Annotated in this window: 10 protein-coding genes; 2 read left to right on the plus strand and 8 right to left on the minus strand. The window is 73.7% G+C overall.

Annotation, left to right across the window (positions count from 1 at the left end; all coding sequences use genetic code 11):
• Positions 1-229: 229 nt before the first annotated feature.
• Positions 230-1720, minus strand: coding sequence for a DNA-binding protein NsdB (locus tag ACZ60B_RS24465; RefSeq protein ID WP_469390319.1), 1491 nt, complete (start codon positions 1718-1720; stop codon positions 230-232).
• Between the two features lie 233 nt (positions 1721-1953).
• Here ACZ60B_RS24465 and ACZ60B_RS24470 point away from each other — a divergent pair, with 233 nt between their 5' ends.
• Positions 1954-3096: an aminoglycoside phosphotransferase family protein gene (locus ACZ60B_RS24470; protein ID WP_469390321.1), complete on the plus strand. Its 1143-nt coding sequence runs from the start codon at positions 1954-1956 to the stop codon at positions 3094-3096.
• A 367-nt stretch (positions 3097-3463) separates the two neighbouring features.
• A complete protein-coding gene (locus ACZ60B_RS24475) occupies positions 3464-5431 on the plus strand; it encodes an N-acetylmuramoyl-L-alanine amidase (RefSeq protein WP_469390324.1) in 1968 nt (655 codons plus the stop codon).
• Positions 5432-5502: 71 nt separating this feature from the next.
• On the opposite strand, the gene ACZ60B_RS24480 is transcribed toward ACZ60B_RS24475, so the two are convergent.
• From ACZ60B_RS24480 to ACZ60B_RS24510, 7 genes are all read right to left on the minus strand, one after another.
• Positions 5503-6000, minus strand: coding sequence for a hypothetical protein (locus tag ACZ60B_RS24480; RefSeq protein ID WP_351606116.1), 498 nt, complete (start codon positions 5998-6000; stop codon positions 5503-5505).
• A 423-nt stretch (positions 6001-6423) separates the two neighbouring features.
• Positions 6424-9315 carry an ATP-binding protein gene (locus tag ACZ60B_RS24485; protein ID WP_469390326.1) on the minus strand — a complete coding sequence of 964 codons (2892 nt, stop codon included), beginning with the start codon at positions 9313-9315 and terminating at the stop codon, positions 6424-6426.
• Positions 9316-9794: 479 nt separating this feature from the next.
• The gene (locus ACZ60B_RS24490; protein ID WP_469390328.1) at positions 9795-10694 is read right to left on the minus strand and encodes a universal stress protein; all 900 of its coding nucleotides are present in this window, start codon (positions 10692-10694) and stop codon (positions 9795-9797) included.
• 129 nt (positions 10695-10823) lie between these two features.
• Positions 10824-11066 (minus strand): DUF397 domain-containing protein, encoded by a 243-nt coding sequence (locus ACZ60B_RS24495; RefSeq protein ID WP_351140707.1) that lies wholly within the window; start codon positions 11064-11066, stop codon positions 10824-10826.
• A 119-nt stretch (positions 11067-11185) separates the two neighbouring features.
• Positions 11186-12352 (minus strand): thiolase domain-containing protein, encoded by a 1167-nt coding sequence (locus tag ACZ60B_RS24500; protein ID WP_469390331.1) that lies wholly within the window; start codon positions 12350-12352, stop codon positions 11186-11188.
• A complete protein-coding gene (locus ACZ60B_RS24505; RefSeq protein WP_469390333.1) occupies positions 12349-13419 on the minus strand; it encodes a thiolase domain-containing protein in 1071 nt (356 codons plus the stop codon). Before ACZ60B_RS24505 ends, ACZ60B_RS24500 begins: the two co-directional genes overlap by 4 nt.
• Positions 13416-14369, minus strand: coding sequence for a Zn-ribbon domain-containing OB-fold protein (locus ACZ60B_RS24510; RefSeq protein ID WP_469390335.1), 954 nt, complete (start codon positions 14367-14369; stop codon positions 13416-13418). Before ACZ60B_RS24510 ends, ACZ60B_RS24505 begins: the two co-directional genes overlap by 4 nt.
• Between the last annotated feature and the right edge of the window lie 34 nt (positions 14370-14403).

Genomic DNA, 14403 nt, shown 5'->3' on the forward strand with positions numbered 1-14403 from the left:
CCGGGTGTCACCGGTCGTGGTCGTCCGGGTGTCACCGGTCGTGGTCGTCCGGGTGTCACCGGTCGTGGTCGTACAGCTGGCGTCGGCTGTGGCCGTACAGCTGTCGTCGTCGATTGTGGTCGCATAGTCGTCGTCGGTCGGGCCCGCGGTCGGTCACCGGTCGATCCGGTGGGTCGGCCGTGCTCTGTCGTCACCTGGTACGGCGTACGACAGCGGCCGCACGCAGCCCTCAGGCCCGCGCGCTGCCGCTCCTCTTCACCGTCTTCGGCAACGCCAGCCGGATCTCCTCGCGCAGTTCGCTGATCCTCGGATAGCCGGCGTACTCCGCGGTGAGCCGGTACATCTCGCGCAGCCGGTCCCAGGTGCGGTGCGAGGAGTTCGAGCCCATCGAGACCAACGCGAGCCGGGCGTAGCGGTCGGCCTGTTCGGGGTCGTCCGCGATGAAGCACGCGGAGGCCATCGACAGGAAGTCGAAGATCTTCGACCGTTGCCTGCCGTCGACCCGAAGGGCCAGGGCCTTCTCCGCGTAGTGCTGGGCGTGCACGGCCGCCGCCGGATCGTGCTCGGCCAGCGTGCGGTAGGCCAGGGCCTGCATGCCGTACAGGTCCTCCTCCTTGAAGGTCTGCATCCAGTCCGGTGTCTCCCGGTCCGCCCGGTCGGAGACGAAGAGGTCCTCCGCCCGCCCCAGGGTGCGGCGCATCGCCTGCCCCTTGCCCATCGACGCCTGCGCCCAGGCCTCCACGGTGTCGAGCATCGCCCTGGTACGCGGCAGCACTTCGTCGCCCACACCGGACTTGGCGAGGTTCATCAGGTCCAACGCGTCGCCGGGCCGCCCCAGATGGACCATCTGGCGGGCCGCCCTGGACAGCGCCTCCCCGGCGCGCGGCCGGTCACCGCCCTCGCGGGCGGCATGAGCGGCGATGAGGAAGTACTTCTGGGCCGTGGGCTCCAGGCCGACGTCGTGCGACATCCAGCCCGCGAGGACGGCGAGGTTGGCGGCGACACCCCACAGACGGCGCTGGAGATGCGGAGGATGGTGGTAGGCGAGCATGCCTCCCACCTCGTTGAGCTGACCCACCACGGCCTTGCGTTGCAGGCCGCCGCCGCGGGCCGCGTCCCAGGCCCGGAACACCTCGACGGAACGCTCCAGTTCCTCGACCTCCTGCGCCCCGACGGGGGCGGCCTCGTAGCGGTCGAACCCGGCGGGATCGGCGTGCAGGGGGTGGTCGAGTCGGGGAGCGTCGGCGGTCAGGGTCGGATCGGTGTGCAGCCAGTCGTACATGGCGCTGCTGAGGGCGGATCCGGCGGCGAGCGCGGCACCCGCGCCCACCAAGCCGCGTCGGTTGAGCATGAGGTCCATTCCCGTGAATTCGGTGAGGACCGCGGCAGTCCGCTCGGGCGCCCACGGCACACCGTCGGGATGTTCCACATCCCCGGCGCCCTGCCGCTTCCCCGCACGCCCGTGCCTGACCAGACCTAGGTCCTCTATGGTCACGACACGGCCGAGTCGCTCGGTGAACAGGGCTGCCAGCACCCGCGGCACCGGATCACGCGGGATCTCTCCCATGTCGATCCACCGCCGCACCCGCGAGGTGTCGGTCGACAGCTGGGGGTGGCCCATGGCCGCCGCCTGCCGGTTGACCAGCCTCGCGAGTTCGCCCTTGGACCAGCCGGCCAGGCCGAACAGGTCCGAAAGACGGGTGTTGGGTTCTCCGCTCACGTCAAGCCCCCAGGTTCTCGGCTGACTTGAATGTAGCCCGGTGAGAGTTGCCGGGCGACTATTCGCCAGGCTTCGCCAGGGTGCGCCAGATGGTGTGCCACGGGGCGACGGGTGTCAGGTAGGAATGCGCCACCCCGACCCGGTCGCCGAGGGACACTCCCCAGGGTGCACCCGGGCGGCCGGGCCGGGCAGCGCACTGACGTCGCAGGCACACGAAGGGATCTGTTTCGCCCATGTACGCAGCATCGTCCTCCGTGTCCGCCCCGCCCCGGCTCCTGCACCCCCGCCCGGGCGGCAGCGGCCCCTACCTCGACCCCGCGCGGTCGACCGCGGCCCCCGTCATCGGTGCGGGCCGGCCGCGGCGGGCCCCGGGCGTCGGTACGCAACCGCTCAGCGGGAGACTCGACTTGTCCGGTCCGCAGGGCGCCCAGCTGCGCGCGGCGATCGCGTCGGTGCACCGGATCTGCCCGGAGTTCTCCCCGGTGCAGGTGCTGCGCCGCAGCGGCCGCTCGGTCCTCCTCGTCGGTACGACGGGACGCAGCACGGCCGTCGCCAAGTGCTTACTCGACCACTCGCCCGTCTGGGCCGAGCGGTACCGCCACGAAATAGCTGCGTACCGCACGTTCGTCCGGCAGCGCCCCCCGGTGCGCGTGCCGAGACTGATCGCGGCGGACCCGGACAACTGCACCCTCGTGATCGAGCGGATGCCCGGCCGGGTGGCGGCCCTCCAGCGGCACCCCGCCGAGGCCCCGCCCCGTACCGACATCCGGGCGGCCCTCGGCGCGATCTGCCGGCTCAACGCCTGGCGTCCTTCGGCGGGAACCTTCGACGCGCCCCTGGACTACGCGGCCCGCATCTCCCGCGACCACGAGCTGGGCCTCCTCACCGACCGGGACATGGGCGACCTCCAGAAGCTGCTGCACGGCATCGCGCTCTCCGCGGGCCGGCAGGGCATGGGCCAGTTCTGCCACGGCGACGCGCTGCTCTCGAACATCCTGCTCTCACCGGCCGGTCCAGTGCTGGTGGACTGGGAGCACGCGGGCTGGTACCTCCCGGGCTACGACCTGGCGACGCTGTGGTCGGTGCTCGGGGACGCACCGGCGGCCCGTCGGCACATCAGCCAGATCGCCCAGTCGGCGGGACCGGCGTCCCGGGACGCGTTCCTGGTGAACCTGATGCTCGTCCTGACCCGCGAGATCCGTACCTACGAGACCGCCGTGCAGCGTTCGCTGAACGAGTCGGCCCCGCCGGCACCGGGCGTGGCCGCCCCGAACGCCGCGCCGTCCGGCGAGGAACAGCGGCTGCTGCTGAGGCGGCTGCACGACGACTGCCAGCTGGCCCGCCGGGCCGTACGCGCGGCGGTCGGCACCCGCTGACGGGGACGACGGTCCGCGGCGCGTTTCCGAGCGACGACGCACACCGCGGACCTTCGTCCTGCCCGCCCCGCCGCCACCGCGGGCACTCGCTCGCTCACCCCCCTCGCCCACTCCCTTCTCGCGCCTCCCGCGCTGCCTCTCCGATGCGCGCTCCGGCGGCCGTCACCGGCCGCCCGACACGGCCATTGGTGTACTCCACTGACGCCCCGCAGGCCCGTGAGCCGTCGCCACGAAACTCGCCGCACGCGCTGCTGACATGGGAAATCGCCTCCCTCTGGGCATGATTGACGGATCGTCGGATAGCCGGTAGCACTGACACGCCCGGCCCCGCACGTCTCATCGCGCCCGATCGCCCCAGGAGGCTGCATTGCCCGCACACGCGACCGCCCCCGACCGAACCACCGGGCGCAGACGCGTCCGCGCAGCCGCGGGCACCGTGGCCTGCGCGGCCCTGCTGCTCCCCCTGCTCGGCGCCGCCCCGTCCGCGGGCGCCACGAACTCCACGGCCCGCCTCCAGCAGGCGTTCGCCGACGCGGCCGCCACCTACCACGTACCGCAGAGCGTCCTGCTCGGCGTCTCCTACCTCCAGTCCCGCTGGGACGGGCACGACGGCGCGCCGAGCGTCACCGGCGGCTACGGACCCATGCATCTCACGGACGCCCGCACCGCCCTCGCGCAGGCGTCGCACCACAGCGACGGCACGGAGGACGCGCGCGGCGACAGCGCCCGTCCCGCCCTGGTGCGCACCGCCGAGGTGCCGACCGACGCGCAGCTCCCCGACCGCCTCAAGACGCTGCCGAAGGCCGCCGAGCTGACCGGCCTGAGCGCCGAGGCCCTGCGCACGGACCCCGCCGCCAACGTGGCGGGCGGCGCCGCGCTGCTCGCCGCCGCCCAGCGCGGTCTGGGCGAGCCGCTGAGCTCCGATCCGGCCGACTGGTACGGGGCGGTCGCCCGGTTCTCCGGCGCGGACGACACCGCCACGGCGGCGGCGTACGCGAACGACGTCTACGACGTGCTGCACAGCGGCGAGCAGCGCACCACCGACGCCGGTCAGGTGGTCGCCCTGGCCGCGCAGCCGGGCCTCGTGCCCGACACCGGGCAGCTGGCCCGCACGGGTCTGCGCACGGTCTCCGCGGACGGCACGGAGTGCCCGAAGACGGTGTCCTGCGAGTGGATCCCGGCGCCGTACGCGGAGTTCGGCGACAACGACTACGGCAATCACGACCTGGGCGACCGCCCGGCGTCGCAGAGCATCAGGTACATCGTCATCCACGACACCGAGGGCGCCTGGGACGGGACCATCAGCCTCGTCCAGGACCCGACCTACGTGTCCTGGAACTACACGCTGCGCTCCACCGACGGCCACATCGCCCAGCACGTGAAGGCGAAGGACGTGGCCTGGCACGCGGGCAACTGGTACATCAACGCCAAGTCGATCGGTCTGGAGCACGAGGGCTTCCTCGCCGCGCCGGACACCTGGTACACGGAGGCCATGTACCGGTCGTCGGCCCGTCTGGTGAAGTACCTCGCCACGAAGTACGGCATCCCGCTGGACCGGCAGCACATCCTCGGTCACGACACCGTGCCCGGCCCGACCACGGCGACCGTGCCCGGCATGCACACCGACCCCGGGCCCTACTGGGACTGGCGCCACTACTTCGAGCTGCTGGACCACCCCTTCGAGCGCACCGCGAAGAAGGACGGCGGCCTGGTGACGATCCTGCCCCGGTACGCGGCCAACCAGCCGGTGTACACGGGCTGTGTCACCAAGGGCGTGCCGTGCGACGCGCACGGCTCCAGCGCGGTCCGGCTGTACTCCGACCACGACACGAGCTCGGCGCTGATCAAGGACATCGGTCTGGGGACGGCACCGACCGACAACGTGAACGACCTGTCCTCGCGGGCGTCGACCGGCCAGCGGTACGCGGTCGCCGGCCACTGGGGCGACTGGACGGCGATCTGGTTCCTGGGCCAGAAGGCCTGGTTCCAGAACCCGAAGAAGCAGCCGACCGCGGTGGACGCGACCGGGCTCGTGATCACGCCGAAGGCGGGCCTGGACAGCATCCCGGTCTACGGGCGTGCCTACCCGGAGAAGGAGGCGTATCCGGCGGGGGTCCCGGCCCAGACGGTGTCGCCGCTGCCGTACCGGATCCTCGCGGGCCAGCGGTACGCGGCGGGCGAGAAGCTGCCGGGCGAGTACTTCTACGCGGTCACCTTCGCCACCGACTCGCACAAGGTGGTCGTCGGCACGGACCAGTACTACGAGATCCAGTACGGGCACCGGGTGGAGTTCGTGCGCGCCGCGGACGTCGACGCCGTACCGTCGTCCCGCTGACGGGCGCCGGGGCCTGACCGGTGCCGGTCGTGACCGGCACCGGTCGGCCCTGTCGGGTCGGTCCTGTCGGGTCAGCCCTGCTGGAAAAGCTCCGCCGGGAGCGGCTTCAGCAGGGCGTACAGGTCGTCGGTGATGGGGCGGTCCCAGGCGGCGATGGTCACCAGGACGTTGTCGCTGCGGTCGAACTGCACGCAGGAGATCCGGCCCTCGGACAGCTTCAGCCGGCGCACGATCAGCAGGTTGTCGCCCTGCATCACGGGCATGTCCTCGGTGCCGACGACGGTCACCTCCTCGTCGTTCTCCAGCGCCAGCAGGAGCTGGGCCACCTCGAAGGGGATCTCGCCCTCGGCGACCTCGCGGGCCGGGGAGCCCTCGGGCAGATTGCCGATGATCATCGCGGGGCCGCGGCCCCCGAAGAGGTCGTAGCGCAGGAAGACACCCTGGCAGCTTCCGTCGGGGGCGGGCAGCAGGCCCGCGCCCAGATTGCCGGGCCAGTCGCCCGGGTCCATGGCCAGAACGTCGAAGTCGGGCCCGGCGGGGGTGGCGCTGCGGCGGCGGAGGAACGACATGCGGCCATGGTACGTGCCCGCGCGTGTTCGGCGACGTGTGGGCGGACCGTTCTCCATGGCGGCGCCGCGCTCCGCGGGAGTGCGCGGGGCGTGGCGGGGGCGTCGACGGCCGGGCGGCCGTGCCGGCGGGGCCGGCCGGCCCCGCGGGCGGCAGGGCCGGCGGGTCTCCGCTCACCGTGATCCGTTCGGGTGCCGCAGACACCACGGGCACCGCCTGCCCTCGCGTCGGCCGGTTTCCAGGCCTGTTCCCGGCCGGTCCCTCAGCCTGTTCCCGGCCTGTTCCCCGGCCGGTGTCCAGACCCGTCTCCCGGCTGGTGGCTCGTCCGTTTCCCGGCCGGTGGCTCCGCCCGCTTTCGCGTCGGTCCCCGGCCTTGCGACGCGCCCGATCCCCCCGCCGTTCCGCGCTTCGCGTCCCGGGTGCTCTCAGTCCGGAACGTGGTCGGCCAGGGCCGTCGGCAGTCCCGTACGGTCCGTGCCGATCTTGCGGCAGACCGCCGAGAGCAGACGTACGACGGTCGGCTCGTCGGTGTCCAGTTCGCCGGCGATCTCGGTGTCGCTGCGGCCCCGGGCCGCCAGCCCGGCCGCGGTGCGCTCACGCGCGGTGAGTGTGTCGGTCTCGTCGGTGTGCAGTCGGCGCGGGCGCAGCCCGGCGGCGGCCAGTCCGTCGCGGGCGGCCCCGACGAGTCCGTCGGCGCCGCACTGCGCCGCGGTCTCGAGACCTCGGTAGAGGTGGTCGGCGGCCTCCTCGGCACGGCCGGCGCGGTGCAGCTCGGTGCCCAGGGCGACCAGGGCGCAGGCGAGCTCGTAGGCGGCCGGGGAACGCTCCAGGTGGGAGACGGACTCCTCCAGGTACTTGACGCGGACGGAGCCCGAGGAGACCTCGGCGGTGGTGCGCAGTGCCTGGCCGATCGTGGAGGGGGCGCCGAACTGGCGGGCGCGGGCCAGCGCTTCGTGAGCGATGGCCACGGCCCGCTCGGGGTCTTCGTGGGCCACGGCGCGGGCGAGATGGAGCTGCCAGGGGCACCAGGCGGGGTTGCGGATGCCGCGCGGGTCGAGGCGGCGGCCCGCGGCGGACAGCTCTGCCGCCGCCTCCTCGGTCAGACCGCGGGCGAGCAGCAGCTCGCCGTACACGGTCTGGGCGTCGGGGAAGACCACGGCCGCCGGGAAGGGCGCGGAGAAACAGTGGTGGTCGGCGATCTGCGCGGCCTCGGCGACCCGGCCACGGGCGATCAGCACCTCGATGAGCGTGCCGACCGCGTACCAGTGGGCGGGAGTGCCGGGACCGACGCGTTCGGCCAGCCGCAGCCCGGCGCGCACGAAGTCCTCGGCCTCGGCGAGCCGGCCGCGCCGGTAGCGGACGTAGGCGAGGAGCGTGTAGGCGAAGGAGAGGTGGGCGCCGCGCCAGCCCTGGCGTTCGAACTCGGCGATGCCGGCGGCGAAGAGTTCCTCGGTTCGGCCCGGACGGTCGGCGTACATGAAGGCGATGGCGACCAGGACGGGCACCTCGAAGCCGCGGTCGGGCTCGGCCCAGCCGAGGCCGCCCGCGAGGGCGCGTTCGGCGTGGTGGAAGGCGACCTGGGCGGGCTCGCCGCGCTGGATGGCGTCCCAGGTGCGCAGGCCGATGATGTACCGCTCGGTGAGGTCACGGCCCTTGAGCCGGTCGGCCAGCCGGGCCAGGCGGCGGGAGCGGGCGGGGTGGTCGGGTTCGTCGGCTCGGAAGGCGTTCCACATGAACTCCTCGGAGACCATGCGCAGTTTCACCCGGGCGTCGTCGGTGACACGGATCGCGCCGGCCAGCGTGTCGCAGGCCTCGGCCAGGCGGTCGCTGTGGGCGAGGACCTGGGAGAGCCGGTAGACGATGTGGTGGCGCAGTTCGGGGTCGGCGATGGGTTCTTCGAGGGCGGCGCGCAGATGGTTGACGGTGGTCGCCGGTTCGGTGAGCAGGGAGGCGCAGCCCAGCTCGTACAGGATGGCGGCCCGGTCGGCGGCGGGCGGGGGTTCGCGCAGGGCGCGTGCCAGGTAGCTGCGGGCGGCGTCGGGGGCTCCGGCCCTGAGGGTCTCGCCCGCGGCGGCGCGCAGCTGCTGGACGACCCAGGGGTCGCCTTCGGGGTGGGTCTCCAGGAGGTGGCGGGCGGCGGCCGCGGGGCCGAGCCCGGCGTCGATGACGCACCAGGCGGCCTGGCCGTGCAGGGCGACCCGGAAACTGCCGGAGATGTTGCGGTAGACGGAGGTGGCGATGAGGGGGTGGACGAACTCCAGGGTGCTCTCGCCGGTCAGGACACGGGCCTCGCGCAGGGCGTCGGCGGCGTCGGCGGCCTCCTCGTGGCCGAGTCCGGCGACGGCGGCGGCGAGGTCCAGGGGGATCTCGGTGCCGAGCACGGCGCACGCCCAGGCGAAGCGGACGGTGGAGCTGCCGAGCCGTTCGATACGGGAGATCAGGCCGCTGCCCTTGGCGGCGGCCGCGAGGTCGCGCAGCAGATGGGCGCCGTCCTCGGTCGGGTTGAGCCCACGGTCGCGGACCTTGGCGGTCAGCTCGACGGTCTCGAACGGGTTGCCCGCGGTGACGGCCCAGCACTCGTGGCAGAACGCGTCGTCGGCGTGGCCGCCGACCGTCTCGCGGACCAGGTCCGCGACGGCGACGGCGCTCAGCGGCTCCAGGTCGAGCGGGCGTCCGCCGGCGCGTCCGGGCAGTCGGCGGAACGACTCCGCGTGCTCGGGGAGTTCGTCGGGCCGGTAGGCGACGACGACCAGGAGCGGGAGTTCCTCGGCGCGGGGGGCGAACGCGGCCAGCCAGCCCAGGGATTCGGGGTCGGCCCAGTGCGCGTCGTCGAGCAGGAGGACCATCGGGGCGCGCTGGACGGCGAGGTGGGTGAGCACCCAGTCCAGCCCGTCGCGCAGACCCTGGAGGTCGGGCGGGGCGCCTTCGGTGGGGGCGCAGATGCCGAGCGCGGGTCCGACGATGTCGTACCAACTGCCCAGCGAGGAGCGCAGTTCGGTCTCCGCCGTGCCCGCGAACTGCGGCTGGAGCAGCTGCCGGGCGACGTGGAAGGCGACGCGCTGTTCCTGGTCCCCGCCACGGGCGGAGAGCACGGTGCAGCCGCGGGCGACGGCTCGGCGGCGGACCTCGGCGAGGAGGGTGGTCTTGCCGATGCCCGCGTGTCCGGCGAAGGCGAGCAGCGCGCCGCGCGGCCGGTCGGACGGTTCGGCACCGTCCGCGCGCAGGCCGGTCAGCTCTCCCAACGCCTCGTCGACGGCGGCGAGTTCGCTCTCACGCTCGAAGAGAGTCCTTCTGCCGCGTGCGAAGTACTGCCCCATGGTGCACCCCCTGTCACGATGATCCACCCGCGCGGGGAGCGGGCGCGCACCGTGACCTACAGGCAGCTCAGCGTACGCCTTGCGGGGCGGGTACGACCCACCCTTGAGCATTACCCGTGGAAGCCGTCGCGGTGTCCGGGCGGTGTCGCGCGCGATGGTGTACGGCTTCGGCCCGACCGCCTCGTCCGAGCCTGCGGCAGGCCCGGCGCGGCGGCCGTCGGGGGAGGTCGTCGAAGGGGGCGCCGAGGGAGGTCGCACATGGCGTGCGGGCGCGGTCGGCCGGCGCACGGCGAGCGGGGCCGACGGCCGGCCGGCCTCCGCGCGGAGCGGGAGCGGACGCCGGGCCGACACCCGTACGGGTCGAGGCGAACGTCAGCCCGACACCCGTACGAGGCGAGATCGAACACGCGTGCGCGACGATGTCCGTACGGGGGCCGGTCGCAGGACTCGCTCGCAGGACCGACGGGGGCGGCCCCGCGTCACTCCTCCGCGGGCGCGGGCGGCACCACCGCGATGGGGCTCGCCGCGTGCAGCAGGACGGCGTGGGTGACGGAGCCCAGCAGATGGCCGGGCACGAGGAGACGGCGGCGGTGGCGGCCCACGACCAGGAGGTCGGCGTCCTTGGAGGCCGCGACCAGGTGCCCCGCCGCGTCGCCGGGCGGCACGTACGCCTCGGCCCCGACGTCGGGATGCCGTTCGCGGTGCGGGGCGAGGAAGCCCTCCGCGAGGGTGCGCGTCTCGCTCTCGACCGCGTCCTGATCGACCACCGGCGGCAGGATCTCACCGGGCGTCCCCCAGATCTGGATCGGCCACCCGTAGGCGGCGACCACCTGGAGCCGGGCCGCGCGCAGTTCCGCCTCGGCGAAGGCGAAGGCGAGGGTGGCGTCGTCGGGGCCGTCCACGTTCAGGCCGACGACCACGCGGGGCCCGGGTGCGGTCGGCGGCGCGTCGTCGACCTTGCGGTCGGGCCTGGGCACCACGACGACCGGGCAGGCGGCGTCCCTGGCGGCGGCCAGCCCGTTGGAGCCGAGCAGCAGGCTGGCGAAGCCGCCGCGCCCCCGGGAGCCGAGCACCAGGAGCTGGGCGGTCGAGCCCAGTTCGGGCAGCGTGGCGCCGGTGGCGCCGTCGACCGCGACGTACTCCGTCTCCGGCAGGTCGGCGCGCCCGGCCAGGAGCTCCCGGACCTGGGCCAGAACGGGGTCCTCCGCCGTCGGCGGCGCGGCCACCGGGACGGCGGCCGGCACCCAGGCGGCGAACTCCCGCACATGGACCACCCGCAGCGGTGCCGCCCGTCTGCGGGCCGCGTCGAGGGCCCACTCCAGGGCGCGCATGCTGTCGTCCGAGCCGTCGACCGCCGCGATGACCGGCAGGGCGCTCATGGTTCCTCACCTCCGGAATACGACCTTCCCGTTCCTGGGGTCAGCCTGGCTCAGGCATCGGCCCCAGGACGGCGTACCAGGTCGCGTGTCCGGAAAAAGGGGTGCGACACGCCCGGATCGGCCCGCGGATCAGGTGAGGTCGAACTCCCCTTCCCGCGCGCCGGACACGAAAGCGCCCCACTCCGCCGGTGTGAAGATCAGGGAAGGGCTCTCCGGGCGGCCGCTGTTGCGCATGGCGATGAATCCCTCGACAAAAGCGATCTGAACATCCCCTCGGCCTCGGCTGCTGGACTGCCACTCGGCGTTGCTGAGGTCCAGCTCCGGCTTGTCCCAGCCCGTGAGCGGCTGCATCTGGATGGTGCTCTCGGCCACGTCCGTGCTCCTCCCGGTTCGTCGTCCGCGGGCCAGCCTAGCGACCGGTTCCCACGGCCGACAGGCCACGTGAGAGGGACCTTCGGGCGCCTTTCGGCCGCCGCCCCGCGGCTCCGCTCTCAGCCGTCCGGGGGCCGCGCCCCCACCAGCCACATGGAGAAGAACTGGGATCCGCCCCCGTAGGCGTGCCCGAGCACTCTGCGGGCGCGGTCCACCTGGTGTTCCCCGGCCTGCCCGCGTACCTGGAGGGCCGCCTCGGCGAAGCGGATCATGCCGGAGGCGCCGATGGGGTTGGCGGACAGCACCCCGCCCGACATGTTCACCGGAAGGTCGCCGTCCAGTTCGGTCACGCCCGCCTCGGTGAGCTTCCAGCCGCCGCCCTCCTCGGCGAAGCCGAGGTTCTCCAGCCACATGGGCTCGTACCAGGAGAACGGTACGTACATCTCGACGGCGTCGATGTCGCGGCGCGGGTCGGCGATGCCGGCCTGCCGGTAGACGTCGGCGGCGCAGTCCCGGCCGGCCCGCGGGGAGACGAAGTCCTTGCCGGCGAAGAGGGTGGGTTCGCTGCGCATGGCGCCGCCGAGCATCCAGGCGGGCGGCCGGGGCGCGCGGGCCGCGCCGGCCCGGTCGGTGAGGACCATCGCGCAGGCGCCGTCGGAGGACGGACAGGTCTCCGAGTAGCGGACGGGGTCCCACAGCATCGGCGAGGCCTGGACCTTCTCCAGCGTGATGTCGTGCTCGTGGAGATGGGCGTAGGGGTTCTTCAGCGCGTTGCGCCGGTCCTTGTAGGCGACCAGCGAGCCGACCGTGTCGGGGGCGCCGCTGCGGCGCATGTACGCCCGGACGTGCGGTGCGAAGAACCCGCCCGCCCCGGCCAGCAGCGGCTGCTGGAACGGGATCGGCAGGGACAGGCCCCACATGGCGTTCGACTCGGACTGCTTCTCGAAGGCGACGGTCAGCACGGTGGCGTGCACCCGGGCCGCGACGAGGTTCGCGGCGACCAGTGCCGTGGACCCGCCGACCGAGCCGGCCGTGTGCACCCGCAGCATCGGCTTGCCGACCGCGCCGAGCGCGTCGGCGAGGTACAGCTCGGGCATCATCACGCCCTCGAAGAAGTCGGGCGCCTTGCCGATGACGACGGCGTCGATGTCGGCCCAGGTCAGTTCCGCGTCGGCGAGGGCGCGCAGGGCGGCCTCGCGGACCAGTCCGGCGATCGACACGTCACGGCGGGCCGCCACGTGCTTGGTCTGGCCGATCCCGACGACGGCCACGGGCTCCTTGCTCATCGCCGATCCCCTTCCAGTACGGCGACCAGGTTCTGTTGCAGACAGGGGCCGGAGGTGGCGTGGGCGAGCACCCGGTCGGACTCGCCCCGGTGGACGGCGGCGGCGGCCTCGCCGATGCGGACGAGTCCGGCGGCCATCATCGGGTTGGCGGCGAGCGCCCCGCCGGACGGGTTGACGCGCACCCGCTCGTCCAGCCGCAGCGCCTTGCGCAGCACCACCTCCTGCGAGGTGAACGGGGCGTGCAACTCCGCGGTGTCGACGGGGGCTTCGAAGGCCCCGGCGTGTTCGGCGGCGAGCCGGGCGGAGGGCGAGTCGGTCAGGTCGCGCACGCCCAGGCCGTGCGCCTCGACGCGGTGGTCGATGCCGCGGATCCAGGCGGGCCGCGCGCACAGCTCCCGCGCCCGCTCCCCCGCCGCGAGGATCACGGCGGCGGCGCCGTCCCCGACGGGCGGGCAGTCCCCGGTACGCAGCGGACGCACGATGTGCTCGCCGTGCGGCACCGGGCCGCGCAGCTGGGCGTGCGGGTTGGCACCCGCGGCGGTCCTGCTGCGGGCGGCGACGGCGGCGAGCGCGGACTCGTCGGTGTCGCCGGCGTCGATGAGCGCCTGCGCCTGGAGGGCGGCCAGGGCCACGGAGTCCGGCCACAGCGGCGCGACGTAGTACGGGTCGAGCTGCCGGGTCAGCACGTCGCGCAGCGAGCCGGGCGAGGACTTGCCGTACGCGTAGACCAGGGCGGTGTCGGCCTCCCCGGTGAGCAGCTTGGTCCACGCCTCGTACAGGGCCCACGCGCCGTCCGTCTCGACGTGCGACTCGGAGATCGGGGGCCAGGCGCCGACGCCGTCGAGGGCGAGGGTGAAGGAGAAGGCCCGGCCGGCCAGGTAGTCGCAGGAGCCGGAGCAGGTGAAGTCGATGTCGGCGGTCCTCAGGCCGGTCCGGTCCAGCACCTCGTGCAGGACGGGCATGAGCATCTCCACCTCGGAGAGCTCGTCGGTGGTGCGCCGGTGGTCGGTCTGGGCGAAGGCGACGACGGCGATCTCGCGGCCCCGCGGGGCTTGCGCGCGCGTCACAGCAGCTCCTTGTACGTGTCGTAGTCCGCGTCGGGTTCGCCGGTGGGCCGGTAGTGGTCGGGGAAGCGGGCGTCGGGCGTCCACACCGGTTCGACGCGCAGGCCCATGCGCACCTGGTCGTAGGGGATGCCGCCGACCCGGCCGTGCAGCGCGAGGTCTGCGCCGTCGAGGGCGATGTGGGCGTAGACGTAGGGGACTTCGATGTCGAGGTTCTTGGCCTTGATGTTGACGATGCAGAAGGTGGTGACGGTGCCGCGGGGGCCGACCTCGACCCGTTCGGCGGTGGCGACACCGCAGGTGGGGCAGGCGCCGCGGGGCGGGACGTACACCTTCCGGCAGGACGGGCAGCGCTCGCCCACGGTCCGCCGCCCGCCGAGCGCGTCGAGGTAGGCGGCCTGGGCGCGGCCGGGGGTGTAGGTGTAGTCGAGGCGGGCGGGGGCGACGATGCCGGTGACCGCGTCCTCGAACTCCCCCGTGTGCGGCGCCGGTTGTGCGCCCGTTTCCTCGGCCGGGCCGTCGTACGGCTCGAAGCAGGCGATGTCGGTGATGGCGCCGGTGCGTTCGGCGGCCCAGCGGACCCGGACCCGCATGCCGGTGCGCACGGCGTCCGGGCCGGGGGCGTCCAGGGCGTGCAGCAGGGCGGTGTCGGCGCCGTCCGGGCGGACCAGGACCCAGGCGAAGGGTGTGTCGAGGGGCTGGCCGCGGCGGGGTTCGTGGTTCCAGGCCCAGGTGGTGACCGTGCCGGTGGCACCGACCTCGACGAGGTCGCGCAGCTCGTCGGCGGTGACGGGGTCGTACTCGACGGGCGGCACCAGGACTCGGCCGTCGACCGTGCGCACCCCGAGGACCACGCGTTCGCGCAGTCCGGTCAGGAAGGCGCTCTGCACCGGGCCGAGGGAGCGGATGAAGGGGAACTCGACGGCGAGCGGGGCTTTGAGGACTTCGGGCATGGCGGCTCTCTCTCCTCGGCGGGATCGGGCGCGC

The sequence above is a fragment of the Streptomyces sp. NPDC104096 genome (assembly GCF_055584385.1).

Coding starts and splice junctions, on each gene's coding strand:
- ACZ60B_RS24510 (WP_469390335.1), bottom strand. CDS start 14,369: ATGCCCGAAGTCCTCAAAGCCCCGCTCGCCGTCGAGTTCCCCTTCATC.
- ACZ60B_RS24490 (WP_469390328.1), bottom strand. CDS start 10,694: ATGAGCGCCCTGCCGGTCATCGCGGCGGTCGACGGCTCGGACGACAGC.
- ACZ60B_RS24500 (WP_469390331.1), bottom strand. CDS start 12,352: ATGAGCAAGGAGCCCGTGGCCGTCGTCGGGATCGGCCAGACCAAGCAC.
- ACZ60B_RS24470 (WP_469390321.1), top strand. CDS start 1,954: ATGTACGCAGCATCGTCCTCCGTGTCCGCCCCGCCCCGGCTCCTGCAC.
- ACZ60B_RS24485 (WP_469390326.1), bottom strand. CDS start 9,315: ATGGGGCAGTACTTCGCACGCGGCAGAAGGACTCTCTTCGAGCGTGAG.
- ACZ60B_RS24480 (WP_351606116.1), bottom strand. CDS start 6,000: ATGTCGTTCCTCCGCCGCCGCAGCGCCACCCCCGCCGGGCCCGACTTC.